The organism is Achromobacter sp. 46006 (assembly GCF_059761975.1).
Genome location: NZ_JCBANN010000020.1, coordinates 1 through 24,406, shown reverse-complemented (window position 1 = coordinate 24,406; position 24,406 = coordinate 1). Strand labels below are relative to the sequence as shown.

Genomic DNA, 24,406 nt, shown 5'->3' with positions numbered 1-24,406 from the left:
CGGCTGGCGCGCCGGTTACACCTGGGCCAGAGCCTGATCCAGGTCCGCCAGCAGATCGTCGATATGTTCGATACCGATCGACAGCCGCACGGTTTCCTCGCGCACGCCGGCCTTTTGCAGCTCTTCGGGATTGAGCTGGCGATGGGTGGTGGACGCGGGATGGGTGGCCAGCGACTTGGCATCGCCGATATTGACCAGGCGGGTGAACAGTTGCAGCGCGTCCTGGAAGCGCGCGCCGGCCTCGCGGCCGCCCTTGACGCCGAAGGTGAACAGGCCGGGCGCCTTGCCGCCCAGATACTTGCGCACCAGCTCGTGGTCGGGATGGTCCGGCAGGCCGGCGTAGTTGACCCAGTCGACCTTGGGATGCTCGCGCAGGTAATTGGCCACCTTGACCGCGTTTTCGACGATGCGGTCCACGCGCAGCGCCAGCGTCTCGATGCCCTGCAGGATCTGGAACGAATTGAACGGCGAGATCGCCGCGCCGGTGTTGCGCAGCGGCACCACGCGGGCGCGGCCGATGTAGGCGGCCGGGCCGAAGGCTTCGGTGTAGACCACGCCGTGGTAGCTGACGTCGGGTTCATTCAGGCGTTTGAAGCGGGCCTTGTGCTCGGCCCAGGGGAACTTGCCCGAGTCGATGATGGCGCCGCCCAGGCTGGTGCCGTGGCCGCCCAGGTACTTGGTCAGCGACTGCACCACGATGTCGGCGCCGTGCTCGATCGGACGCAGTAGGTACGGCGACGGCACGGTGTTGTCGACGATCAGCGGCAGGCCATGGCGGTGTGCCAGTTCGGCCAGCGCGGCGATGTCGGTGATGTTGCCCAGCGGGTTGCCGACCGATTCGGCGAAGATGGCCTTGGTGCGCTCGTCGATCTGCGCCTCGAAGGCCGCCAGGTCGCCGGGGTTGGCGAAGCGCGTGGTGATGCCGTACTGCGGCAGCGTGTGGGCGAACAGGTTGTAGGTGCCGCCGTACAGCGTGCTGGACGAGACGATGTTGTCGCCCGCCTCGGCGATGGTCAGGATGGCGTAGGTCACCGCGGCCTGGCCCGAGGCCAGCGCCAGCGCGGCGATGCCGCCTTCCAGGGCCGCCACGCGCTGCTCCAGCACGTCGGTGGTCGGGTTCATGATGCGGGTGTAGATGTTGCCCGCCACCTTCAGGTCGAACAGGTCGGCGCCGTGCTGGGTGTCGTCAAAGGCATAGGCCACGGTCTGGTAGATCGGCACGGCCACGGCGCGCGTGGTCGGATCGGGCTTGTAGCCGCCGTGCACGGCAATGGTTTCCAGCCGCCATTGCGGCTTCTTCGCTTCGGTCATGATGGAGCGCTCCTCGAAATGCGTTATCGATGGCGGGATCAGGCGGCCAGCCCGCGCGTGGCGCGCAGGATGCGGTCGACGTCCCCCTTGATTGTTATAGGCACCGACGGGCGATACTACCTGCAGACCCTGCGCGCGTAAACCGCCGCTCAAGGCCGTGGACAGCTCCGGTGCTCCGCCTGGCAGTAACGGATTCTAGATTTACGACGCCAATTTGGATAAGGCCAAGTTCTCATAACCATATGGCGATAGACGCGCGGCGCCGCAAAGGACCGGCCGCCGCCTGACATCCGCGCAGCCGCGCGCACGCTGCCGCCGCCGCGCCTATTGGATGCGGGCGCCCAGCCGTTGCAGCCAGGCTGGACGCGGCGCCGCGTCCAGCCAGTTCTTGACGATCAGGCCCAGTTCGGTATCGCCGGAAATGCGCAGCCGACGCTGGAAGAACAAGGTGTCGGCGTCGGTCTCGCCGCGCATCAGGGCCAGCAGTTCCGCCACGCCCGCGCCCAGCTCCAGCTCGCAAGCCTCGCGGTGCCACAGCGGCCGAAACACGCCGCCGCGCACCGCGAAGCGGCTGCAAAGGCCCAGGTCCTCGACAGTGATGGCGAAGCTGCGCCCCTCCAGTTCCGCCGGCGGGCTGAGCCAGTTCAAGCGCCGCGCCAGCTCCAGGCCGGCGACGAAGTGCAACGACACCAGCGGCGCGGGCAGGCGGCGGCCCAGGCGCGCGACCATCCCGGGCACGGCGAATCGGCTGGCGCTCATAGTCCCTCCTGCCAGGCAATGCCGGACTGGCCATGGAAATAGCCATTGCAGCGGCCGATGCCGGCCGGCGGGCTCACCCCTTCGTGCGCGCGGCCACCGCGCACGGCATCGAGCGCGGCAATCGCCGCCAGCGTGCCGCCGGACTGGGGGCTGACGCGCAACACGTCGGCGCCCATGTCGGCCAGATAGGCCGTCTGATCCAGCAGGTCGAGACAGGCGGCCGACTGCACCTGGATGCCGTTGATGGCCAGGAATTCGCGCGATTCGCGGGTACGCATGTCCAGGCCGTCGGGGTGCTCGATGCAGCGGAAGCCGCATTCGTCCTTCTTCAGGCGGAAGTGGCGCGCCGTGAAGCAGCGCGCCGAGAACGCCAGGGCCATGCGCCCCCACACCATGATCTCGGTTTCCAGCCCGGCCGGGCGCTCGGCCAGCAGCCGCGCCAGCGCGTTGACGTGCATTTCCAGCGGCGCCACGAAACGGGTCGCGCCGCGCGCGGCCAGCCATTCGAGCGTGCCGCCGTGGTAAGCGTTCATGTGCGGGCCGGCCACGAACGGCCGGCCGCCCAGGTGGCGCATGGCGCCAGCCTCGCCGGCCTCGACCATGAATTCCTGCTGCTCGCACAGGCGCCGCAGGGCCGAGGCCTCGGCGCCGGTCTCGATCAGGGTGCGGCCGGACAGCACCACTTCCTTGCCGGCGGCAGCGAGGTCGCGTGCCAGGTCGAGCCAGTCGTCGGCGCGCAGTTCGTGGCGCCGGCTACAGACGGTTTCGCCTATGTACAGGATGTCGGCCGGGCTCTCGGCCAGTTCCGCGTAGAACGCCAGCGTGCGCTGGCGCGGCCAGTAGTACAGCAGCGGTCCGACCGAGATGCGGAAAGCCTTGGGATTCATTTCCATGGACGTTCGAATGCGCCTTGCGTGACTTGGGAGCCCTCGGCATGGCGCGCCAGCATGGCGTTCCATTCGGGACGGGGGGAATAACGGTTGGGATTGCCGTGGGCGCTGTCGAGCGCGGCGCGCAGCGTCGACACCACCTGCGTGACGTAGGCCGGGCTGCGCTGGCGCCCTTCGATCTTGATGGCGGCCACGCCCATCTCGGCCAGTTTGGGCAACAGGCCGATGGCGTTCAGGCTGGTGGGTTCCTCCAGCGCATGGTCGGCGTGGCCCTCGACCTCGAAGCGGCCCTTGCACAGCGTCGGATAGGCCGCGGCCTCGCCCGGGCCGTAGCGGTCGATCAGAATGCCGTTCAGGCGCGCATCCAGGCGGCCGTCCTGCTCGACCCAGCGCACCGCGCTGGCGGGCGAACAGACGCCCTTGTTGTTGGGCGAGTCGCCCGTGGCGTACGACGACAGCAGGCAGCGCCCTTCGGCCATGACGCACAGGCTGCCGAAGCCGAACACCTCGACCTCGACGCTGACGTGGGCGCAGATGCGGGCGATCTCGGCCAGCGTCAGCACGCGCGGCAGCACCACCCGCTGGATGCCGAACTGTTCCTTCATCAGTTCGATGGCATCCGTATGCGTGGCCGAGCCTTGCACCGACAGGTGCAGGCGCAGGTCGGGATAGCGGTCGCGGGCATAGGCCAGCAGGCCGGCGTCGGCCATGATGACCGCGTCCGCGCCCAGCGCATGCGCGGCGTCGACCGCCTCGCGCCATTCCTGGCCGCGGCCGGGCTGCACGAAGGTGTTGATGGCGAACAGCACCTTGCGCTGCCGTGCGTGCGCCAGATCGACGCCGGCGCGGATATCGCTTTCGGTGAAATTGAGCCCGGCGAAGTTGCGGGCGTTGGTGGCGTTCTTCAGGCCCAGGTAGACGGTGTCGGCGCCTGCTTCGACCGCCGCCTTGAGAGCGGCCAGGCTGCCGGCCGGCGCCACCAGTTCCAGGGGAGTGGTTCGGTTCTGCATGCCGGCCAGTCTAGGGGCCTGCGCGGCTGGCGGCCTTGTCGCAGATCAAACCCCGCGGCGGCGGCGCGGCCGCCCTGCGCAATCAGACCGGATCGTCGCCGTGCAAGCCGTGTTCGACGGCATACACCGCCACCTGCACGCGGCTGGTCAGGTTGAGTTTCTTCAGCACGTTCTGCACATGGATCTTGACCGTGCTTTCACTGACGTCGAGTTCGCGCGCGATGACCTTGTTGCTGGCGCCGCGCGCCAGGCACTGCACGATCTGGCGTTCGCGCGCGGTCAGGCGATGGCGCTCGGCCTGGCCGGCCGGCGCCTGCGCCGCCAGGTTGGCCTGATCGCGGAACTGGGCCACCAGCTTGGCCGTCATGCTTTCGGCGATCACGGGCGCGCCGCCGGCGGCGCGCCGCACCGCGGCGGTCAGGGCCTCGGCATCGATGTTCTTGAGCAGGTAGCCGCGCGCGCCATCGCGCAGCGCCTGGCCGAGTTCGTCGGCCTCTTCCGAGACCGTCAGGATGATGACCGCACAGGACGGCAAATCCTGCGTCAGCAGCTGCAGCGTCTCCAGCCCCGACAGGCCCGGCATGTTCAGGTCCAGCAGCACCACGTCGGGCTTGAGTTCCTTGGCGCGCTTGAGGCCCTCGACGCCGTCGCCGGCCTCGGCCACGATCTCGAAATCGGGTTGGCGCTGCAGCAGCAGGCGCATGCCCGAGCGGAACAGGGTATGGTCGTCGACGAGCAGGATACGGATAGGCATGGTCTTGAAAGGTCAGGCGGCCTGGCGCTCGGCCCCGGGCAGGGTCAGCGCGATGCGCGTGCCGCCGCCGGGCCGGGACTTCATTGTAATCAAGGCATGCATCCGGGCGGCGCGTTCGCGCATGATGTGCAGGCCGATGTGCGCCTCGCCACGCTGGCCCACTTCGTCCGGATCGTAGCCCTGGCCGTTGTCGGCGATCAGCAGATTGAAATCGCGGTCGTTGCGCACCACCACGTCGACCCGGTCGGCCTCGGAGTGCTTGCGCACGTTGGACAACGCTTCCTGCAGGATGAACAGCACCTGCAATTGCTGTTCCGGCGCCAGCGGCGCGCCCAAGCCCTGGCTGAAGGCCAGTTCGGTGCGCACGCCGGTCTGGCGGCGAAAGCGCTCGACCGTGTCCTCGATGGCGGTCTTCAGGTCGCCCTGGCCCAGCTTGTCGCGGAAATTGGTCAGCAGTTCGCGCACGTCCTTGTAGCTTTCATCCACGCCGGTGCGCAGCAGCGGCAGGATTTCCTCGACCTCGGCCTGGTCGCCGCGCTTGACCGCGGCGTCCAGCAACTGCAATTGCAGGTTGAGGAAGTTCAGCCCCTGCGCCAGGCTGTCGTGCAGGCCCTGCGCCACCAGGCCGCGCTCCTGCACCACCGCCAATTGGCGCGCCTGGGCCCCCAGGCGGCGGTTGTCCAGCGCCACGCCCAGGTGTTGGCCCAGGGTTTCCAGCAACTGCGATTCGGACGCGGTCAGCTTGCGCGGCTGGCGAAAATGCAGGGAGTACGAACCCAGCACCTCGTCGCGCGTGACGATGCGGAACACGGCCACGCTGGCGAAGCCGTCGCGCTGGCAGTTCAGGTCCGTCGGCGCGGCCGCCTGGCGCAGGTCCTGGATCACGATGACGCCGGCCTGGCGGGTGGCCACGCCGCAATAGCAGTCGTCGACCCGCATGCAATGCTCGGATTCGACCAGATCTTCGGACAACCCCACCGACACCACCAGGTTGAGCTTTTCGTTGTCGGGGTCGAGCGCGCGGATGCTGCCGCCCTCGGCGTCGAATTGCAGCATGACGCGCCGCAGGAAGCCCTGGCACATCGCCTCGATATCGCTGGGCTGGTTCAGGAATGCCGCCATGTCGTACAGCGCGCCGATGTCGCGGTTCTGCGCCGCGAGCTGGGCGGTCTTTTCGCCCACGCGTTGTTCCAGCCCCGCGTACAGGCTCTGCAATTCATCGGCCATGCGGTTGAAGCCGCGCGCCAGCACGCCGAATTCGTCCTGGCTCTCGACTGGCAGGCGGGTGCTGAATTCGCGCGCCGCCATGCGTTGCAGGCCGTCGCGCAGGCGCAGCACCGGCGCAATGATCCACAGGTACAGCAGGTAGATCATGGCCAGGGTGCCGGCGCTGGCGATGGCCGCCAGCACGCCCTGGGACAGCCGCAGCGAGGTGGTCTTGCCGGCGTTGTCCTGTTCGATCATGCGCACCAGCTCGTCGGCGCGGGCGACGAAATCGGGCAGCGTCCGCAGATACTCGGCGGCATCCGCGCGGTCGATGGCGCGCAGCGCCGCCGGCCGCATGATGTCGCGCCAGTAGTCGGCCACGCCCACCCAGTGCTGGCGGATGAGCGGGTCGTTGGGAATGAACAGCGGCCGCGCCGGATTGCCGCGCGCCAGGCGGGCGATGGTGTCGTCCATCAGCCGCACCTGTTCCTCGGTGCGCGCCTGGCGGCCGGCCTCGGGCCGCATCAGCTCGACCGCGACGCGGTTGGCGCGCATGCGCAGGCTGCCAGTGTCGTTGATGGCCGCGCCGGCCCCTTCCAACTGCCACGACAGCCACAGCGTCAGGCCGATCATGCCCAGCACCACGATCAGCGCCGCCAGCGAACTGGCGACGATGCGGGTGGACAGCCGGTGGCGCGGCGACGGCAGCGCCTGGGCGTCAGCGGAGGGATCGGGCATGGTCATCGGCAAGGCTGGCGGGTGGGCGGGCGCGACGGCTCAAGTGTAATCTCTTCGCTCAGCCCCGCCCCAGCGCGCGGACGATGAAATCCGCCACCGCCGCCGGATCGTTCAGCGGCAGGCAAGGCAGATCCGTGTCCAGCGCCGCGTCGGTCACGATGGCCAGGAAACCGCCGTCCTCGGCATGCAGCGGCGGCTTGCCCAGTGCCGGGCGGTAGACCTCGATACGGGGAATGGCGGCCTGCTTGAAGCCCTCCACCAGCACCAGGTCGGCCGGCGCCAGGCGGGCAACCTGCTCTTGCAGCGACGGTTCGGACGCCCCGCGCAGCTCGTGCACGATGGCGTAGCGGAACGGCGACGCCACCATCACCTCCTGCGCCCCGGCCTGGCGAAAGCGCGCGCTGTCCTTGCCCGGCGGCTCCATCTCGAAGTCGTGGTGGCTGTGCTTGATGACGCTGACCTTCAGGCCGCGCGCGCCGAGCAGCGGCAGCATGGCCTCGATCAGGGTGGTCTTGCCGCTGCCTGAGCGGCCGGCGATGCCGAAAACGGGGGTCATGCGGGCTCCGTGAACAAGGGACAGACGATGGGCAGGAACGCGTCCGCCCGCGCCGAGTATGCCAGCAAAGCGCCCGCCACCAGGTCGAAGTACCAGCCATGCAGGGTCAGGTCGCCAGCCTGCAGGCGCCGCCGCACGCACGGCAGCGCCTCCAGGTTGCGCAGCGAGATCAGGATGGATGCCTGTTCGCAGGCGCGCCGGTGGTCCGTCAGCGGCGCGGCCGGCATCTGGCTCAACACCTGCTGGCGCGCCGGTTCGGCGATATCCATCCAGCGGTTCAGGTAGTCCGGTTCTCCATCGGCGCGCGCCGGCCGTTCCATCAGCGCGCGGATGCCGCCGCACTGGGCATGGCCCAGCACGATGATGCGGCTGACCTTGAGCTGCTCGACCGCGAACTGGATCGCCGCCAGTACGCCGTGGTGGCCCTGGTCGCGGTCGGGCGGCGGCACCAGGTTGGCGACATTGCGCACGGTGAAGATGTCGCCCGGGTCGCAGCCCAGCAGCATGGCCGGATCGACCCGCGAATCGCAGCAGCCCACCAGCAGCGTGCTGGGGTGCTGGCCGTCGCGCAGGTTGCGGTACAACGACGGCGCCGCTTCGTAGTATTGATGCTGGAAGCGCTGGAAGCCGTCCACCAGCCGTTCGATGTCGCGCATGGTTCAGCCTCCGGTCTGCGACATGAAACGCACGATGCGTTCGGGCCGGGTGGTGAATTCGTGGCGTTCCGGCTTGGCGGCGATGCCGGCGCGGATCGCCTGTTCCAGTTCGGCGTCGCTGGCGCCGTCGCGCAGCAGCCGCCCCAGCGGCACCTGGTCTTCCTGGCCCAGGCACAGGTACAGGGTGCCGTCCACCCCCAGCCGCACGCGGTTGCAGGCGGCGCAGAAGTGCCGCGACATGGGCGTGATGACGCCCAATGCCGGCGCGCCGCTGCCGGTGCCCCAGTAGCGCGCCGGGCCCGCGCCCTGCCCCGCCAGCGACGGCATCAGGCCGGCGTCGGCCGCCAGCCGCGCACCCAGGGCGCCAAGGTCCGCGTGGACATAGCGGCGGCCGCAATCGCCCACCGGCATCGGTTCGATCAGGCGCAGGATGAAGCCCTGCGCCAGCGCGTAGTCCAGCAGCCGGCGCACGTCGGCCTCGGGCGTGGCGGCATGCACCACGCTATTGAGCTTGATCGGCGCGAAACCGGCGTTGCGCGCGGCGCGCAGGCCCGCCAGCACCGCATCGAGGCAGTCGCGGCCGGTGATGCGGCCGAAGGAGGCCGCGTCCAGCGTGTCCAGGCTGATATTCAGGCGGTCCACGCCCGCCGCGCGTAAGGCCGAGGCATGGCGCGCCAATTGGGTCCCATTGGTCGACAGCGACAGATCATCCACCGCTGGCAGCGCGGCGATCGCGGCTGCCAGATCGGCCACTCCCCGGCGCAGCAGCGGCTCGCCGCCCGTCAGCCGCACGCGGCGCACACCCAGGCCGGCGAACAAGCCCACCACGCGCGCCATTTCGTCATGGCGCAGCCAGTTGGCGGGCTCCTCGAAGCCCTTGAAGTGCTTGGGCATGCAATAACCGCAGCGCAGGTCGCAGCGGTCCGTCACGGACACCCGCAGGTAATCGATGCGGCGGCCAAAGCCGTCGACCAATCCTCCAGGCGCGGCGGACACGGCGCGCTGGCGGGCGGCCGGCGCCGCCGCCACGGCGGGAGCGGGTGTCATGACGGGCTCCCGAACACCCGGTCGTCCTCGGCCGCGCCCAGGTCGATGCCGCGCACATCGGCGCGTGCCACCAATAATTTGGCGTATTGGCGCCAGGCGGTGTCGCGGCTGGCGGCGGCCAGGGCCGAGGCGATCGATTCGCGCACCTGCTCGAAGGGCAGCAGGCGCCCTTCAATGCGCCGCGTCACGCGCACGATGTGCAACCCGTGGCGGGTTTCCAGCACCTGCGGCAGCAGACCGCCGGCCGGCAGGGCGAACACGGCCTTCTCGAATTCGGGCACGGTGTCGCCGCGCCCCAGTTGGCCCAGGTTGCCGCCTACCGCCGCCGACGGGCAGTTGGACTGGCGCCGCGCGACCTCGGCGAAGCCGGAGGGATCGGCCAGCAGGTCGGCCAGCACCGCGCCGGCGTGGGCCCGCAGCATGTCCAGGTTGACCCCGGGGGTGACCTGGAACAGGATGTGGTCGGCCTCGATCAGCTCGCCCACGATGAAGCGCTGCGGATTGGCCTGGTAGTAGCGGCGGCAGGCGGCCTCGTCAGCCTCGGGCGCCAGCGCGTGGCGTTCCAGCAGGACGCCGATGGCGTCGTCTTCCGAAGCGAGATCCAACCCCTGCCGCGCGGCCTCGTCCCGCAGCACCCGGCGCAGCACCAGCGCGGTGGTGGCGGCGCGCATCGGGTTGGGCGCGTCCGCGTGCAGCGGCAATTCTTGTTCCATGTCGGCGTCGGTCAGTTCGACGCCATTGATGGTCACAGGCATGTCGAGCTCCTTGCCGCTCAGCGCGGCCGCACCAGTTGCCAGGCCCGGCCCAGGTAGCCCAGCGACGCGAAGCCGCTCCAGACGTGCACCAGGCGGGTGAACGGGAAGATCACAAACAGCGTCAGGCCCATGAACAAATGCGCCTTGAACAGCGTCGGCACCTCGGCCACGAAGTCGGCGGCGCCACTGCGGAAGGTGACGATGTGCTGCGCCCAGTGCATCAGGCGCACCATCATCTCGCCGTCCATGTGGCCGGCAGACAGCGCGATGGTCGACAGGCCCAGCAGCAGCGTCGCCAGGATCCAACCCAGCAACAGCTTGTCGCCGGGCCGGGTGGTCTTGCGGATGCGCGGGTCGCTCAGGCGGCGGTGGATCAGGATCAGCAGGCCGATCAGGCACAGCCCCCCCATGACGCCGCCGGCCACCATGGCCACCGTCTGCTTGAGCGTGTGCGACACGCCCAGCGTGTCCCACACCGCCACCGGAGTCAGCAAGCCGACCAGGTGGCCGAAGAACAGACCCAGGATGCCGACGTGGAACAGGATGTTGCCCAGCCGCAGCTGGCCGCGGTGCAGCAATTGCGAGCTGTCGGTCTTCCAGGTGTACTGCTCGCGCTCAAAGCGCGCCAGGCTGCCCAGCAGGAACACCGTCAGGGCGATGTAGGGATAGATGCCGAAGAAGAACTGGTTCAGGGAATTCATGATGCGTTTCCTGGAAATTAGCGGGTGACCGGCGCCCGGGGATAGAAGCGCACGGCCTGCGCGCCGTCGCCCGAGAACGGGCGCAGCAGCGGTTCGACGCCGTCGGCGCCGGCGCCGAAGGTCTCCATGGCTTCGTCCATGTCGCGCACCGGCGGCGCGTTCTGCTCGCGTGGCGTGACCCGCGACAGCCCGCGCAGCACGACGAAGACGCTGGCGTAGGGGCTCTCGTTGCGCGCCAGGCGCGCGCCGATGGCGGCCAGCACGTGGATGGCGTCGTCCAGCAGGTCCTGCGCCACGGCCGGGTCGATCACGCCCAGGAACTCCAGGAACAGCGGCACGTGGTCCGGCAGTTCCGACACCACCGGCTCGAAGCCGTGTTGGCGGTAGGTCTCGAGCAGGTCGACCATGGCCTGGCCGCGGTCGCGGCTTTCGCCATGCACGTGTTCGAACAGGTGCAGCGAATGGGCGCGGTTGCGGTCGAAGGTGGCGACGTAGGCTTCCTGCAGCGCGATCAGGTCCTGGCTGGCCAGGTGGCCGACCAGCGGTTGCAGGGTCTCCTCGGCTTCCGGATAGGCGGCCAGCGCGGCCTCGACCTCGGTCAGGGCGTCCAGCAGTTCCTGTTCGGGGTAGCAGAGCAGCGCGGAAAGCAGGCGATAGAGGCTCATGGTGTTCTCCCGTCTCAGGCCGCGGCCTTCTTGCGCGACTTCGGCATGTCGATGAAGATCTCGCTGCCCTGCGGCTTGCGGCCGAACAGCGTGCCTTCCGAGACGCCGCCCGAGCAGCCGTTGCCGAAGGTGAAGCCGCAGCTGCCCTTCTCGTTGAAGCTGTCCTCGACGATTTCCTTGTGGCTGCTGGGCACCACGAAGCGGTCCTCGTAGTCGGCAATCGCCATGACGCGGTACATGTCCTGCACGGTTTCTTCCGACAGGCCGACCTGCTCCAGCAGGGCCGTATCGCGCTCGCCATGCACGGTCTCGGCGCGCTTGTAGGCGCGCATCGCCAGCATCCGCTCCAGCGCCTGCAGCACCGGGGCTTCCTTGCCCGCCGTCAGCAGGTTGGCCAGGTAGCGCACCGGGATGCGCAGGCTGGCCACGTCCGGGATCATGGCGCTCTTGCCCAGCGTGCGCTGCGGCATCTTGCCGGCCTCGGCCGCGGTCTGGATCGGCGACAGCGGCGGGATGTACCAGACCATCGGCAGCGTGCGGTATTCCGGATGCAGCGGGAAGGCGACGCGCCACTCCACCGCCATCCTGTAGACCGGCGACTGGCGCGCGGCTTCCAGCCAGGATTCCGGGATGCCCTGCTCGCGCGCCGCGGCGATCACCTCGGGCGAATGCGGGTCCAGGAACAGGTCCAGCTGCGACTCGTACAGGTCCTGCTCGTTGCTGACGGCGGCGGCGCGCTCGATCTGGTCGGCGTCGTACAGCATGACGCCCAGGTAGCGGATGCGGCCGACGCAGGTCTCCGAACACACGGTCGGCTGGCCGGCCTCGATGCGCGGATAGCAGAAGGTGCACTTCTCGGCCTTGCCGCTGTGCCAGTTGTAGTAGATCTTCTTGTACGGGCAGCCCGAGATGCACATGCGCCAGCCGCGGCACTTGTCCTGGTCGACCAGCACGATGCCGTCGTCCTCGCGCTTGTAGATCGAGCCCGACGGGCAACTGGCGACACAGGCCGGGTTCAGGCAGTGTTCGCACAGGCGCGGCAGGTACATCATGAAGGTGTTCTCGAAGGTCGAGTACATCTCCTTCTGCACGCCCTCGAACAGGGCGTCGCGGCTGCGCGCGGCGAATTCGCCGCCCAGGTCGTCTTCCCAGTTCGGACCCCAGACGATCTTGTCCATCTTCTTGCCGGTCAGCACCGACACCGGGCGCGCCGTCGGCGGCGTCTGCGACAGCGGCGCGTTCTTCAGGTGCTCGTAGTCGAAGGTGAACGGCTCGTAATAGTCGTCGATCTGCGGCAGGTTCGGGTTGGCGAACAGGTTGGCCAGGATGCGCAGCTTGCCGCCCTGGCGCGGTTCCAGCTTGCCCGCCGCCGTGCGGCGCCAGCCGCCCTGCCATTTCTCCTGGTTCTCCCATTCCTTGGGATAGCCGATGCCGGGCTTGGTCTCGACGTTGTTGAACCAGGCGTACTCGACGCCGTCGCGGCTGGTCCAGACGTTCTTGCAGGTGACCGAGCAAGTGTGGCAGCCGATGCACTTGTCCAGATTCAGCACCATGCCGATTTGGGCGCGTATCCTCATGATTGCTTCTCTTCCTGTTGCGTTTGGGCGGCGGGATCCTCGACCAGCGGGCCTTCCAGCCAGTCCACCTTCTTCATCTTGCGCAGCACCACGAATTCGTCGCGGTTGGCGCCCACGGTGCCGTAATAGTTGAAGCCGTAGGCCTGCTGGGCGTAGCCGCCGATCATGTGGGTCGGCTTGAGCACGGTGCGCGTCACCGAGTTGTGGATGCCGCCGCGCTTGCCGCTGGTTTCCGCGCCCGGCACGTTCACGATCTTTTCCTGGGCGTGGTACATCAGGCACATGCCGACCGGCACGCGCTGGCTCACCACGACGCGCGCGGTCAGCGTGCCGTTGACGTTGAACACCTCGACCCAGTCGTTGTCGACCAGCCCGGCCTGCTTGGCCTCGGCCTCGGAGATCCACACGTGGGGCCCGCCGCGGCTCAGCGTCAGCATGCGCAGGTTGTCGGAATAGGTGCTGTGGATGCCCCACTTCTGGTGCGGCGTCAGCCAGTTCAGCACCAGCTCCTTCTCACCGTTGGGATAGCGGCCCAGCATCGGCGCCACGGTCTTGGTGTCGATCGCCGGCTTGTAGACGCACGAACCCTCGCCGAAATCCAGCATCCAGCGGTGGTCCTGGTAGAACTGCTGGCGGCCGGTCAGGGTGCGCCATGGGATCAGCTCGTGCACGTTGGTGTAGCCGGCGTTGTAGCTGACCTCTTCGCTTTCCAGGCCCGACCAGGTCGGCGCCGAGATGATCTTGCGCGGCTGCGCCTGGATGTCGCGAAAGCGGATCTTGTCGTGCTCGCGGCCCACCGCCAGGTGGGTGTGGTCGCGGCCGGTGATCTTGCCCAGCGCCTCCCAGGCCTTGACCGACACGTGGCCATTGGTCTCGGGCGCGAAGGTCAGGATCATTTCGGCGGCGTCGATGGCGCTGTCCAGCCTCGGCCGGCCCTGGCTCACGCCCGCTTCGGCCACGCGCTCGTTGATGCCGGCCAGTTCGCCCACTTCGTGCTCGGTGTTCCAGTTGATGCCCTTGCCGCCGTTGCCCAGCTTGTCCAGCAGCGGACCGACCGAGGTGAACTTGCGGTAGATGTCGTTGTAGTCGCGCTCGACCACGGTCATGTTGGGCGCGGTCTTGCCCGGCACCAGGTCGCATTCGCCCAGCTTCCAGTCCTTGGGTTCGAAGGCCTGCCCCAGTTCCCCCGGGGTGTCGTGCATCAGCGGCGTCAGCACCAGGTCGCGGCGCTTGCCCAGGTAGGGGCCGCCGATGTCGCTGAACTTCCTGGCCAGCAGCTTGTAGATCTCCCAGTCGGTCTTGCTTTCCCAGAGCGGCTGCACAGCTTCGCTCAGCGGGTGGATGAAGGGGTGCATGTCGGACGTGTTGAGGTCGTCCTTCTCGTACCAGGTGGCCGTCGGCAGCACGATGTCGCCGTACAGGCAGGTGGTGCTCATGCGGAAGTCCAGCACCGTCAGCAGGTCGAGCTTGCCCTCGGCCGCGTCTTCCTGGTAGGTGACTTCGACCGGCTTGATGGCGTCGGCCTCGTCGCCGAACACCGCGTTCTGCGTGCCCAGCAGGTACTTCAGGAAGTACTCGTGGCCCTTGCCGCTGGAGCCCAGGATGTTGGAGCGCCACACGAACATGTTGCGCGGGAAGTTGGCGGGATCGTCCGGGTCTTCGCAGGACATGCGCAGTTCGCCGGACTTGAGCTGCTCGACGGCGTGGGCCACCGGGTCCTTGCCGGCGGCTTCGGCCTGCGCGGTCAGGTCCAGCGGATTGGTGCGCAGCTGCGGCGCCGACGGCAGCCAGCCCATGCGCTCGGCGCGGGCGTTCAGGTCGATCATGCTGAGGTCGCCATAGCGGCCGCGGTCGGCGGTCGGGCCAAGCACTTCCTGTACGTTGAGCTTTTCATGGCGCCACTGACTGGTATGGGCGTAGAAGAACGAGGTGCCGTTCATCTGGCGCGGCGGGCGCGCCCAGTCGGAGGCGAACGCCAGCGGCGCCCAGCCGAACTGCGGGCGCAGCTTTTCCTGACCCACGTAATGGGCCCAGCCGCCGCCGCTCTTGCCGACGCAGCCGCACATCATCAGCATGTTGATGATGCCGCGGTAGATCATGTCCATGTGATACCAGTGGTTCAGGCCGGCGCCGACGATGACCATCGACTTGCCTTCGGTATCGTGGGCGTTCTGGGCGAACTCGCGCGCCACCTGGATCACCTGCGCGCGCGGCACGCCGGTGTGCTTTTCCTGCCAGGCCGGGGTGTAGGGCACGTCGTCGTCATAGGACGTGGCCACGTTGCCGCCGCCCAGGCCGCGATCCAGGCCGTAGTTGGCCATCTGCAGGTCGTACACCGTGGCCGCCAGGGCCTCGCTGCCATCGGCCAGGCGGATGCGGCGCACCGGCACATTGCGCACCAGCAGTTCGTCGTGCTCGGCGCCGAAGTACGGGAAGCCCACGCCGACCACGGCATCGGCGCCGTCCAGCAGGCTCAGGCGCGGCTCGATGGCGCGGCCGCTGCCGCCGTCGCGCGCTTCCAGGTTCCAGCGGCCGACCTTCTCGCCGCCGTTGACCGCGCCCTCGCCCCAGCGAAAGCCGATGCTGCCGTTGGGCGCCACCAGGTCGCCGCTGGTGTCGTCGAATACCAGCGTCTTCCAGTCGGGGTTGTTCTGCTCGCCCAGCGCGCCGTCAAGCTGCGAGGCGCGCAGGAAATGGTCGGGCGCATAAAAGCCGTCGCGCTCCTTGAGCAGCACCAGCATCGGCATGTCGGTGTAGCGGCGCACGTAGTCGCGGAAATAGGCCGAGGCGCCCGACAGGTGGAATTCCTTGAGGATGACGTGGCCCATGGCCATCGCCAGCGCGGCGTCGGTGCCCTGCTTGGGCGCCAGCCAGATGTCGCCGAACTTGACCATTTCGCCGAAGTCGCTGGACACCGCCACCGTCTTGGTGCCCTTGTAGCGAACCTCGGTGTAGAAGTGGGCGTCGGGCGTGCGGGTCTGGGGCACGTTCGAGCCCCACACCATCAGGTAGGTCGAGTTGTACCAGTCGGCCGATTCCGGCACGTCGGTCTGCTCGCCCCAGATCTGCGGGCTGGCCGGCGGCAGGTCGCAATACCAGTCATAGAAGCTCAGGCAGGCGCCGCCCAGCAGGCTCAGGTAGCGGGCGCCGGCGGCGTAGCTGACCATCGACATGGCGGGAATCGGCGAAAAGCCGATCAGGCGGTCGGGGCCGAACTTCTTGATGGTGTAGGCGTTGGCGGCGGCGATCATCTCGGTCGCCGTGTCCCAGTCCGTGCGCACGAAGCCGCCCAGGCCGCGCACCGACTTGTAGCGCCTGGCGCGCGCCGGGTCCTGGCTGATCCATTCCCAGGCCGCGATCGGGTCCATGGTCTTGCGCGCCTCGCGCCACATTTCCATCAGGCGGCCGCGCATCATCGGGTACTTCACGCGCTGCGCCGAATACACGTACCAGCTATAGGACGCGCCACGCGGACAGCCGCGCGGCTCGTGGTTGGGCAGGTCCGGGCGGGTGCGCGGGTAGTCGGTCTGCTGGGTCTCCCAGGTGATCAGGCCGTTCTTGACGTAGACCTTCCACGAGCACGAGCCGGTGCAGTTGACCCCGTGGGTCGAGCGCACCACCTTGTCGTGCTGCCAGCGGGCGCGATAGGCGTTTTCCCACTTGCGGTCTTCATTGACCACTGCCCCGTGACCGTCCGCGTAGGTGGATTTCACCCGCGACATGAACTTCAACCGGTCCAGAAAATGACTCATTGCGTTTCTCCAAGAGCGCCGGCCCCGCCGGCGCGTACTGCAATCCGTGCTGTCAAAATCACTTTAGTGGTCGCCCGCCGCGCCGACCATTCGCCGGTGGCACAGGGCGGGCGCGGCAGAGTGACTAGTCACCCCGGCCAGCCCCGCTTCAGCAGGGCACCGGCGCGTTGCGGCGCGCGTAGTACCACCAGGTGATCAGCACGCAGGTGGCGTAGAAGCCGATGAAGCAATACAGGGCCGCCTGGGCGCTGCCGGTCAGCTCCAGCGAGGTGCCGAAGCTGCGCGGGATGAAAAAGCCGCCATAGGCGCCGATGGCGCCGGAAAAGCCCAGCACCGCGGCCGATTCGCGCGCCGCGTCGGTCAGCGCCTGCTTCTGCGCGGCCGCGCCCTTGCCTTGCGCGGCCTGGGTGCGCTCGCGCAGGAAGATCACCGGGATCATGCGGAAGGTCGAGCCGTTGCCCACGCCGGTCAGCGCGAACAGCACGATGAACATGGCCAGGAAGCCGTTGAAGTCGCCGCCCTGCCCGTTCAGCGGCAGGAACATCATCACGCCCAGCACCGCGGCGATCATGCCGACGAAGGTGAACAGCGTGACGCGGGCGCCGCCCAGCTTGTCCGAGACCCAGCCGCCCACCGGCCGGGTCAGCGAGCCCACCAGCGGGCCCAGGAAGGCATAGGTGGTCGGGTCGACCTGCGGGAACAACGTCTTGGTCAGCATGGCAAAGCCCGCCGAGAAGCCGATGAACGAGCCGAAGGTGCCCACGTACAGCCAGCACATCAGCCAGTTGTGCTTGCGCTTGAAGATCACCGCCTGGTCGGCGAACGAGGCGCGCGCGTCGGCGATGTCGTTCATGCCGAACCACGCCGCCAGCGAGGCCAGCGCGATGGGAATGACCCAGATGAAGCCGGCGTTCTGCAGCCACAGGCTGCGCTGGACGCCGCCGGCGGTAATCGTCTGCGGCTCGCCGCCAAGGGCGCCGAACACGCCCATCGAGATCACCACCGGCACCACGAACTGCACCAGCGACACGCCCAGGTTGCCGATGCCCGCGTTAAGGCCCGTGGCCAGGCCCTTCTTGTCCTTGGGAAAGAAGAAGCTGATGTTGGCCATGCTGGAGCTGAAGTTGCCGCCCCCCAGGCCGCACAGCAGCGCCAGGATCAGCAGCGTCGGGAACGAGGTGGTCGGGTCGCGCAGCGCGAAGCCCATGCCCAGCGCCGGGATCAGCAGCGAGGCGGTCGAGATCGCGGTCCATTTGCGGCCGCCGAACACCGGCACCAGGAACGAATAGAAGATGCGCAGCGTGGCGCCCGACAGCGCCGGCAGCGCGGTCAGCCAGAACATCTGGTTCTTGGACAGCATGAAGCCGGCGCGGTCGAGATTGACCACCACCACGCTCCACAGCATCCAGATGCTGAACGCCAGCATCAGCGCGGGAATGGAAATCCACAGGTTGCGGTTGGCGATGCGGGCGCCGGTCTGTTGCCAGAAGCCGGGGTTTTCCGGCTCCCAGCGCGCCAGGACATGGGAAGACATAGGGTTCTCCGGTTGGGTCAGGGGTCAGGCGGCTTGCCGCCGCGCGATGGCGGCGCTTTCGGGCCGGAAACTGAAATGCATGAAGATGAGCGAGACGCAGACCGTGCCGTACAGCAGCATGAAGGCGCTGGAGCGCACGCCGGTCAGGTCGAGCAGCACGCCGAACAGGATCGGCAGGATGAAGCCGCCCAGGCCGCCGGCCAGGCCGACGATGCCCGAGACCGCGCCGATGTTCTGGCCGAACTCATCCGAGATGAACTTGAAGACCGAGGCCTTGCCGATCGCCATGGCGATGCCGACGATGAACAGCAGGATGGTGAAACTGGTCGGACCCAGGGCGATGTCGAACTGGCGCGGGCCGCCGGTGGTCATGACGGTGAAATGGGTCTGCGGATAGCTCAGGATGAAGAACGCCACCCAGCACACCCACATCACCCACCAGGTGGTCTTGTAGGCGCCGTAGCGGTCCGAGATCCAGCCGCCCATGGCACGCAGCACGCCGCCCGGCAGCGAGAAGCACGCGGCCAGCAGCGCCGCCAGCTTCATGTCGAAACCGTATTCGCCGATGTAGTACTTGGTCATCCAGAGCGCCAGCGCCACGTAGCCGCCGAACACCACCGAGTAGTACTGGCAGTAGCGCCACACGCGCGGGTCTTTCAGCATCGCGAACTGGGCGCGCAGCGAAGCGCCGCCGGCCACGCGGTGCGACGGGTCCGAGGCCGAGAACAGCCAGAACAGGATCGCCGTCACCAGCAAGGCCACCGCGTAGACCTGCGGCACGATAACCCAGGCGCCGCCGGCGGCGGCGATCAGCGCCGGCGCCACGAACTTGGTGATGGCCGAGCCCGAATTGCCGGCGCCGAACACGCCCATGGCCAGGCCCTGCTTGTTGCGCGGAAACCAGCGCGCCACGTAGGGCGTGCCGACCGAGAACGAGCCGCCGGTCAGGCCCACGAACAGCGCCAGCACCAGGAACTGCCAGTACTCGGTGGCATAGGACAGCAGCCAGATCGGCGCCACCGCCAGCAGCATCAGCACGAAGAACACCGGGCGGCCGCCGTAGCGGTCGGTCCAGATGCCCAGCGGCACGCGCACCAGAGAGCCGGTCAGCACCGGCATGGCGGCCAGCAGGCCGAATTCGGTCTCGGACAGGCCGAGCTGTGTCTTGATGGGAATGCCCAGCACCGCGAAGATCATCCATACCGCGAAGCAGATGGTGAAGGCGAAGGTGCTGGATACCAGGACCCGCATGGGCGCGCTGGCCGAGGGGTGGGTTGATGCCATGGTGGTTCTCGCTTTTTTTGCACACGGAATTCGACAGCCCCAAGCCTAGGCATCCGCGCCTGCCGCCACCATTCGCCGGCCGACCATATCGGCGCCGCCGATGTGACTAGTCACCCCGGAAAAGCCGCCGCGTTTGCGCGGGATCAAATCCGCGAGATGGGCCGAAAGCGTCCGGTGGCGTTAATATGTATTTCAAATACACATTCAAGGCCGTTCCGCCGGCCACCCCTCAAAGGCCATCATGTCCACCCTGCTCACCCTGGAAGAACCCGCCGCCGACGGTGCCGCGCGGCCGAATTGGCGCGCCTTCACCGAAATGGGCTTTCGCCCGCTGTACCTGGCCGGCTGCGCCTGGGCGTTGTTGTCGGTGCTGTTGTGGGTGTTCGCGCCAGCCCGGCTGACCGGCGTGCTGACCGCCATGCCCTGGCACGCGCACGAGATGCTGTGGGGCTTCGTGGGCACCATCGCAGTGGGTTTCCTGATGACTGCCGGCGCCAACTGGACCGGCCGCAATCCGTTGCGTGGCGGTCCCCTGGCCGCGCTATGCGCCGTCTGGCTGGCGGCGCGCGGCGCCTACCTCGCGCCCGGCATGACGGCATTCACCGTCGCCGCCACGGCCGACCTGCTGTTCTTCCTGTGGGCGGCCGCCGCGCTGGCGCGCGCCGTCTGGAGCACGCGCAACCGCCGCAACTACGGCGTGCCGCTGCTGCTGCTGGCGCTGGCCGCGGCCCACGCGCTGTACCTGCGCGCCGCGCTGGCGGGCGACTACCTGGCGCTGATGCGCTACTTCAACACCGGCCTTTTGGTGATGGCGGTGCTGACGCTGCTGATCGCGCGCCGCGTGCTGCCGTTCTTCGCCAGGCGCGCCGTCGCCGGCCTGGAAATTCCCCCTCATACCCGCAGCGGTCATTGGCAGCTAGGGGCCGGCGTACTGGCGATTGCCTGCCTGCTGGCCGGCGCGCCCGGCGCCGCCGCGCTGTTGCTCGCGGTCAGCGGCGTCCTGGCGCTGGCGCAGTGGCTGGCCTGGAAGCCCTGGGCCGCGCGCCGCGTGCCGCTGCTGTGGATCCTGTACGTGGGCTACCTGGGCCTGGGCCTCGGCCTGCTGGCGGGCGCGGCGCAACTGGCCGGCTACGTGGCCCGGCCCGCCTGGCCGGCGCACGTCATCGGCGTGGCCGGGTTCTCGGTGCTGATCATCGGCATGGCCACGCGCACGGCGATGGGCCACCTGGGCCGGCCGCTGCGCGCCGACCGCAGCATGGTGCTGAGCTACGCCCTGGTGATCCTGGCGGCGCTGCTGCGCCTGGCCGCCCTGGTGCCGACCGGCGCCACGCTGGGACTGCTGCATGCGTCGGCCGGCGCCTGGGCGCTGGGATTCGGGCTGTACCTGTGGCGATTCTTCCCGTGGATGATCCGGCCGCGCGCCGACGCCGCGGCCAAGCCGGCCGCGCCGATGATGAAGATCGTGCCCGCCGGACCGCGCCGGGCGCCCTGAAATACGGGCCGCGCCAGCCTCAGCCGCGCGCTTCGCGCCGGCGGGTCGCGTCCAGTTGCTTCTTCATGGCCTTGAGCCAGGCCTTGAGCTGCTGCATGTCGACGAACTGCGACAGCTCGAACTCCAGCTCGCCGATGTATTCCTGCACGTCGGCGATTTCCGCCTCCAGGTCTTCCATCAGGTCGGCCGGGTCGATCGGCTGCTCCGGATCGAAGCGGTATTCGGCCTTGAAGTCGCGTTCGAACGCGGCCAGCTCGCGGTTGACGGCGGCCAGTTGCTCCCGCAGTACGGGAATGGCCAGCGCCAGCTTGTCTTCGGCCACGCCGTCCAGGCCATCCGGCCCCAGCGCCAGCAAGGCCTCGGCCTGCGCCAGCGCGTCCGGCGCGAACGTCGCGGCGGTGGCGGGCGCGTCTGCCTGGGCCTGCGCGGAGGCGGCCATCTCGGCCGCCTCGGCCTCGCGTTCCTCGGCCACTTCGGCGTCGATGTCGGAACCGCTGTGCTTGCGGTAGACCGCCTTCAGGCGCTCGATGTCGCATTCGGCCGGCGTGCCATCCAGCAGGATCGAGTACAGCGTCTCCTGCCCCAATTGCGCGGCGATCTCGCACACAAGCTGGCGTTCCGTCTTGGTCAGCTCCTTCTGCCTGGCGGCATGGTCGAAGCACAACACCAGCCTGGCCTTGAGCTCGATCTCGGTGACCTCCAGCGGCGCCAGCACCTCGGCATGCTTGCCCTGGTACTCGCGCGCCACGGTTTGCCACAACTGCAACGCGGCGCGGTCGGTGCGCAGCGCGTCGATCAGCGCGGCGGCGGAGGTATGTTCTTGCATGGATGAAACCCTATGAGCGGCCCGGCGCGCGCCGGGGCGGAAACTGGCTGAAAAACCGTATTATCCCCGTTCACAGCCCCTCGCCCCAGGCGCTGGCCAAACCCCGCAGCGCCACCGCCGGGTCGGCCGCCCGGGCCTGCTGGTCGCGCAGGCGGCAGACCTCCGGATCGCGCTCGAACAGGCCGCGCGCATGGACGCGGGCCAGCTCGGTCAAGCCCGCGGTCTTGGGCTGGCGGATCGCGGTGAAGGCGGCCAGCGCCGCCTCCAGGTCGCGCGGCCCGGCCGCCAGGCATTGGCCCAGGTGCCAGGCATCCTCCAGCGCCTGGCACGCGCCCTGGCCCGAGGTCGGCAACGGCGCGTGCGCGGCATCGCCCACCAGCAGCACATTGTCCCGATGCCAGACCGCCGGCGTGTCCAGGTCATGCACGGCGATCAGGCGCACGGCGTCGGCGGGCGTCGCCTGGATGAGGCGCGCGACCGGTTCGGCCCAGCCAGCGAAAATGCCGGCGACCTCCGCCCGCGCATCCGCCCCCTGCGTGGCGGCGGACAGCGGCCGGGTCTCGGCCCCCGCCCAATAGACCAGGTCCGGCCGCACCGCGACGCACCCGAAACGCTCACCAATCCCCCAATAGTCCCGGATGGCGATGTCATCGGCCAGGCCCGGTCCGGACGCCACGCCGATCCAGTTCACGAAGCCCTGATAGACCGGCGTGTTGTCGCCAACGACGAACCGACGCGCCACCGATTCCATGCGGCCATCCGCGCCGATCAGCAGATCCGGCCGGATGGCGGCGCCGTTGCCGAACCGCGCCGTGGCGCGGCCATCATCGCCCGGCTCGATCGCCACGGCGCGATGGCCGTAGTCGACCGCGATGCCGGCGCGCGCCGTGTGCGCCAGCAGCACGGCCAGCAGGTCGCGGCGCAGGATCGTATGGGTCGGGTAGCCCATCAGGCGATCCAGCGCCGTGATGTCGAGTCCGCCCAAGGCATTGCCCGCGGGGTCGTAGCGGCGCATCGCCACCGGCTTTCCCCCCAGCGCCGCGATGTCCGGCAGCAGGCCGAGCCGGTCGAGCACGCAGCCCGCATTGGGCCATAGCGTCACGCCGGCCCCCATCGTGGCGGGCGCGGCGCCGCGTTCGTAGACCCGCGGCCGGTGCCCCGACCGATGCAGCGCGAGCGCCACGCTCAGGCCGGCGATCCCGCCTCCCAGTATTCCGATATCCATGCTGAATCCTTGCTTCAAATTCCGCGTGCCGGCCCGACGCCGCGCACAGGATCCGCATCGTAGATTCCGCCGGGTACGAGAACTAGTATGGAAAAATGGGTTCTTTTCATATCACAAACGGGATAATCATGGGCCAGGCCCTGGATCTGAACAGCGTTCGCGTGTACGCGGCGGTGGTGGATGAACAGAGTTTCGCGGGCGCGGCGCGGCGGCTGGCCATGCCGTCATCGAACGTCAGCCGCCACGTCGCGGGACTGGAGCGGCGGCTGGGCGTGCGGCTGCTGGAACGCAGCACCCGCCACCTGCGCATGACCGAAGCCGGCCAGTTGCTGTACCAGCGGGCCAAGCCGCTGCTGGACAGCCTGGACGCCACGCAGGAGGAACTGGGCGCGGCCAGGCAGGAACTGCGCGGACCGCTACGCCTGTGCATGCCGGGCGAAGCGCCACGGCTGCTGGCCCCGATCCTGGCGGAATTCTGCGATCGCCACCCCGGCATCGATCTGGCCTGCGACACCCGCCTCGACGGCCTCGACGCCCTGCGCGAGGACGTCGATCTGTCGATCGTGTTCCATCGCGGCCGCCAGGACGACAGCAGCCTCATCACCCGTGAACTGGCCATCCTGCCCAGCCTCGTCGTCGCCGCGCCGGCGCTGCTGGCCCGCGTCGGCGCACCGCGCCAGGCGCGCCAGCTCAAGGCGCTGCCCTGCATCACCACCCTGAGCGCGCTCAAGGGCATGCCCTGGCAATTCGTGGACGCGGCCGGTGACATCGTCAAGGTGCCGGTGCGCAGCCGCTATCGCGTCAACAGCGGCGAACTGGCGCTGGTGGGCGCGCGCCAGGGCATCGGCTTCGCGATCCTGGCGGCCGCCTCATGCCAGGAAGACCTTGCCACCGGCCGCCTGCGCGAAGTGCCGCTGGACCTGCAACCCGCGCCGCTGCAATTGCTTGGCGTCTACAGCCACCGACAGTCGGTCAGCGCGCGGGCCCGGGCGCTGCTGGATCTGATCCAGCAGCGCCTGGCCGAGGCCGGCCTGGGCGCCAGCGGCAACTCCGACCACAGGAGGCCGCATCCAATCTGACGAAAAGCTGATACAAAAACGCTAATCATTATTATTCAGCTAGAATCCGTGCTGTCCCCAACTTACCCCCCGGCAGTACCGAGATGCCCTTGCCTTCTTCCACGGGCCCCGCTGTGTTGCGCCGGCGGCTGGCGCTGGCCGCCCTCCTGCCCGTGGCCGCGTTGGCCGGCTGGGCTATCTGGCGCTACGCCCTGCAAGGTCCACCCGCCGCCGCCATTCCCCGTTACGCCCAGCAACCGGTGGCCGTCGCCGTCGCCGCCGCGCGCCGCGGCCCGCTGCCGCGCGACCTGCACGCGCTGGGCACCATCACGCCGCTGGCGCAGGTGGTGCTGCGCAGCCAGGTGGACGGCCAGTTGCAACGCCTGCACTACACCGAAGGCCAGGCGGTCAGCCGCGGCCAGTTGCTGGCCGAGATCGATCCGCGCCCCTACCAGGCGGCGCTGGCGGCGGCCGAAGGCGAACTGGCGCGCGTCGAGGCGCTGCTCGGCAATGCCGAGATCGACCTGCGCCGCTACCGGCAACTGGCGCGCCAGGAAGCAGTGGCTGCGCAGCAACTGGATACCGCCGAGGCCCAGGTGCGCAGCTACGC

20 protein-coding genes and 1 pseudogene are annotated in these 24,406 nt (G+C 68.7%); 3 read left to right on the top strand and 18 right to left on the bottom strand.

Going from position 1 to position 24,406, the window contains the following annotated elements:
* Positions 1 to 15: 15 nt before the first annotated feature.
* The 16 genes from AC6LKG_RS12320 to AC6LKG_RS12245 form a co-directional block, all read right to left on the bottom strand.
* A complete protein-coding gene (locus AC6LKG_RS12320) occupies positions 16 to 1,311 on the bottom strand; it encodes an O-acetylhomoserine aminocarboxypropyltransferase/cysteine synthase family protein (RefSeq protein ID WP_498164741.1) in 1,296 nt (431 codons plus the stop codon).
* 324 nt (positions 1,312 to 1,635) lie between these two features.
* A complete protein-coding gene (gene ubiT, locus AC6LKG_RS12315) occupies positions 1,636 to 2,070 on the bottom strand; it encodes a ubiquinone anaerobic biosynthesis accessory factor UbiT (protein WP_498164740.1) in 435 nt (144 codons plus the stop codon).
* The gene (locus tag AC6LKG_RS12310) at positions 2,067 to 2,957 is read right to left on the bottom strand and encodes a U32 family peptidase (RefSeq protein WP_498164815.1); all 891 of its coding nucleotides are present in this window, start codon (positions 2,955 to 2,957) and stop codon (positions 2,067 to 2,069) included. The genes ubiT and AC6LKG_RS12310 overlap by 4 nt, the downstream gene beginning before the upstream one ends.
* Entirely contained in the window at positions 2,954 to 3,970 is a 1,017-nt protein-coding gene (ubiU, locus tag AC6LKG_RS12305) for a ubiquinone anaerobic biosynthesis protein UbiU (RefSeq protein WP_498164738.1), read from the bottom strand. Before ubiU ends, AC6LKG_RS12310 begins: the two co-directional genes overlap by 4 nt.
* A gap of 82 nt (positions 3,971 to 4,052) precedes the next feature.
* Positions 4,053 to 4,724 carry a response regulator gene (locus AC6LKG_RS12300; RefSeq protein WP_498164736.1) on the bottom strand — a complete coding sequence of 224 codons (672 nt, stop codon included), beginning with the start codon at positions 4,722 to 4,724 and terminating at the stop codon, positions 4,053 to 4,055.
* 12 nt (positions 4,725 to 4,736) lie between these two features.
* Positions 4,737 to 6,674, bottom strand: a complete 1,938-nt coding sequence (locus tag AC6LKG_RS12295; RefSeq protein WP_498164734.1) for a type IV pili methyl-accepting chemotaxis transducer N-terminal domain-containing protein — start codon at positions 6,672 to 6,674, stop codon at positions 4,737 to 4,739.
* Positions 6,675 to 6,726: 52 nt separating this feature from the next.
* The gene (mobB, locus tag AC6LKG_RS12290; protein WP_498164732.1) at positions 6,727 to 7,224 is read right to left on the bottom strand and encodes a molybdopterin-guanine dinucleotide biosynthesis protein B; all 498 of its coding nucleotides are present in this window, start codon (positions 7,222 to 7,224) and stop codon (positions 6,727 to 6,729) included.
* Positions 7,221 to 7,880 carry a carbonic anhydrase gene (locus AC6LKG_RS12285; RefSeq protein ID WP_498164731.1) on the bottom strand — a complete coding sequence of 220 codons (660 nt, stop codon included), beginning with the start codon at positions 7,878 to 7,880 and terminating at the stop codon, positions 7,221 to 7,223. The genes mobB and AC6LKG_RS12285 overlap by 4 nt, the downstream gene beginning before the upstream one ends.
* A gap of 3 nt (positions 7,881 to 7,883) precedes the next feature.
* Entirely contained in the window at positions 7,884 to 8,927 is a 1,044-nt protein-coding gene (gene moaA / locus AC6LKG_RS12280; protein ID WP_498164729.1) for a GTP 3',8-cyclase MoaA, read from the bottom strand.
* The gene (locus AC6LKG_RS12275; protein ID WP_498164728.1) at positions 8,924 to 9,682 is read right to left on the bottom strand and encodes a peptidylprolyl isomerase; all 759 of its coding nucleotides are present in this window, start codon (positions 9,680 to 9,682) and stop codon (positions 8,924 to 8,926) included. The genes moaA and AC6LKG_RS12275 overlap by 4 nt, the downstream gene beginning before the upstream one ends.
* 17 nt (positions 9,683 to 9,699) lie before the next feature.
* Positions 9,700 to 10,383, bottom strand: a complete 684-nt coding sequence (gene narI / locus AC6LKG_RS12270) for a respiratory nitrate reductase subunit gamma (protein ID WP_498164726.1) — start codon at positions 10,381 to 10,383, stop codon at positions 9,700 to 9,702.
* Positions 10,384 to 10,400: 17 nt separating this feature from the next.
* Positions 10,401 to 11,048, bottom strand: coding sequence for a nitrate reductase molybdenum cofactor assembly chaperone (narJ, locus tag AC6LKG_RS12265; protein ID WP_498164724.1), 648 nt, complete (start codon positions 11,046 to 11,048; stop codon positions 10,401 to 10,403).
* 14 nt (positions 11,049 to 11,062) lie between these two features.
* A complete protein-coding gene (gene narH / locus AC6LKG_RS12260; protein WP_498164722.1) occupies positions 11,063 to 12,625 on the bottom strand; it encodes a nitrate reductase subunit beta in 1,563 nt (520 codons plus the stop codon).
* Positions 12,622 to 16,377 (bottom strand): nitrate reductase subunit alpha, encoded by a 3,756-nt coding sequence (locus AC6LKG_RS12255; RefSeq protein ID WP_498164720.1) that lies wholly within the window; start codon positions 16,375 to 16,377, stop codon positions 12,622 to 12,624. Before AC6LKG_RS12255 ends, narH begins: the two co-directional genes overlap by 4 nt.
* A 148-nt stretch (positions 16,378 to 16,525) precedes the next feature.
* Entirely contained in the window at positions 16,526 to 17,911 is a 1,386-nt protein-coding gene (locus tag AC6LKG_RS12250) for a NarK family nitrate/nitrite MFS transporter (protein WP_498164719.1), read from the bottom strand.
* A gap of 24 nt (positions 17,912 to 17,935) precedes the next feature.
* Positions 17,936 to 19,195 carry an MFS transporter gene (locus AC6LKG_RS12245; protein ID WP_498164718.1) on the bottom strand — a complete coding sequence of 420 codons (1,260 nt, stop codon included), beginning with the start codon at positions 19,193 to 19,195 and terminating at the stop codon, positions 17,936 to 17,938.
* 241 nt (positions 19,196 to 19,436) lie between these two features.
* Between AC6LKG_RS12245 and AC6LKG_RS12240 the strand changes: the two genes are divergently transcribed.
* On the top strand, positions 19,437 to 20,687 hold the full coding sequence (locus AC6LKG_RS12240; RefSeq protein WP_498164716.1) for an NnrS family protein: 1,251 nt from the start codon (positions 19,437 to 19,439) through the stop codon (positions 20,685 to 20,687).
* A gap of 19 nt (positions 20,688 to 20,706) precedes the next feature.
* Here AC6LKG_RS12240 and AC6LKG_RS12235 read toward each other — a convergent pair whose 3' ends face one another.
* Positions 20,707 to 21,513: a hypothetical protein gene (locus AC6LKG_RS12235; RefSeq protein ID WP_498164714.1), complete on the bottom strand. Its 807-nt coding sequence runs from the start codon at positions 21,511 to 21,513 to the stop codon at positions 20,707 to 20,709.
* Between the two features lie 70 nt (positions 21,514 to 21,583).
* Positions 21,584 to 22,738 (bottom strand): FAD-dependent oxidoreductase, encoded by a 1,155-nt coding sequence (locus AC6LKG_RS12230; RefSeq protein ID WP_498164712.1) that lies wholly within the window; start codon positions 22,736 to 22,738, stop codon positions 21,584 to 21,586.
* 128 nt (positions 22,739 to 22,866) lie between these two features.
* On the opposite strand from AC6LKG_RS12230, the gene AC6LKG_RS12225 reads away from it, so the two are divergent.
* Together AC6LKG_RS12225 and AC6LKG_RS12220 are read left to right on the top strand one after the other, a co-directional pair.
* Entirely contained in the window at positions 22,867 to 23,817 is a 951-nt protein-coding gene (locus AC6LKG_RS12225; protein ID WP_498164711.1) for a LysR family transcriptional regulator, read from the top strand.
* Positions 23,818 to 23,900: 83 nt separating this feature from the next.
* Positions 23,901 to 24,406 (top strand): annotated as a pseudogene (locus AC6LKG_RS12220) (efflux RND transporter periplasmic adaptor subunit); the annotation flags it as partial.

Bases quoted from the DNA above. Each gene is read 5' to 3' on its own strand.
- AC6LKG_RS12320 (WP_498164741.1), bottom strand. From the start codon at position 1,311: ATGACCGAAGCGAAGAAGCCGCAATGGCGGCTGGAAACCATTGCCGTG.
- ubiT (WP_498164740.1), bottom strand. From the start codon at position 2,070: ATGAGCGCCAGCCGATTCGCCGTGCCCGGGATGGTCGCGCGCCTGGGC.
- AC6LKG_RS12310 (WP_498164815.1), bottom strand. From the start codon at position 2,957: ATGAATCCCAAGGCTTTCCGCATCTCGGTCGGACCGCTGCTGTACTAC.
- ubiU (WP_498164738.1), bottom strand. From the start codon at position 3,970: ATGCAGAACCGAACCACTCCCCTGGAACTGGTGGCGCCGGCCGGCAGC.
- AC6LKG_RS12300 (WP_498164736.1), bottom strand. From the start codon at position 4,724: ATGCCTATCCGTATCCTGCTCGTCGACGACCATACCCTGTTCCGCTCG.
- AC6LKG_RS12295 (WP_498164734.1), bottom strand. From the start codon at position 6,674: ATGACCATGCCCGATCCCTCCGCTGACGCCCAGGCGCTGCCGTCGCCG.
- mobB (WP_498164732.1), bottom strand. From the start codon at position 7,224: ATGACCCCCGTTTTCGGCATCGCCGGCCGCTCAGGCAGCGGCAAGACC.
- AC6LKG_RS12285 (WP_498164731.1), bottom strand. From the start codon at position 7,880: ATGCGCGACATCGAACGGCTGGTGGACGGCTTCCAGCGCTTCCAGCAT.
- moaA (WP_498164729.1), bottom strand. From the start codon at position 8,927: ATGACACCCGCTCCCGCCGTGGCGGCGGCGCCGGCCGCCCGCCAGCGC.
- AC6LKG_RS12275 (WP_498164728.1), bottom strand. From the start codon at position 9,682: ATGCCTGTGACCATCAATGGCGTCGAACTGACCGACGCCGACATGGAA.
- narI (WP_498164726.1), bottom strand. From the start codon at position 10,383: ATGAATTCCCTGAACCAGTTCTTCTTCGGCATCTATCCCTACATCGCC.
- narJ (WP_498164724.1), bottom strand. From the start codon at position 11,048: ATGAGCCTCTATCGCCTGCTTTCCGCGCTGCTCTGCTACCCCGAACAG.
- narH (WP_498164722.1), bottom strand. From the start codon at position 12,625: ATGAGGATACGCGCCCAAATCGGCATGGTGCTGAATCTGGACAAGTGC.
- AC6LKG_RS12255 (WP_498164720.1), bottom strand. From the start codon at position 16,377: ATGAGTCATTTTCTGGACCGGTTGAAGTTCATGTCGCGGGTGAAATCC.
- AC6LKG_RS12250 (WP_498164719.1), bottom strand. From the start codon at position 17,911: ATGTCTTCCCATGTCCTGGCGCGCTGGGAGCCGGAAAACCCCGGCTTC.
- AC6LKG_RS12245 (WP_498164718.1), bottom strand. From the start codon at position 19,195: ATGGCATCAACCCACCCCTCGGCCAGCGCGCCCATGCGGGTCCTGGTA.
- AC6LKG_RS12240 (WP_498164716.1), top strand. From the start codon at position 19,437: ATGTCCACCCTGCTCACCCTGGAAGAACCCGCCGCCGACGGTGCCGCG.
- AC6LKG_RS12235 (WP_498164714.1), bottom strand. From the start codon at position 21,513: ATGCAAGAACATACCTCCGCCGCCGCGCTGATCGACGCGCTGCGCACC.
- AC6LKG_RS12230 (WP_498164712.1), bottom strand. From the start codon at position 22,738: ATGGATATCGGAATACTGGGAGGCGGGATCGCCGGCCTGAGCGTGGCG.
- AC6LKG_RS12225 (WP_498164711.1), top strand. From the start codon at position 22,867: ATGGGCCAGGCCCTGGATCTGAACAGCGTTCGCGTGTACGCGGCGGTG.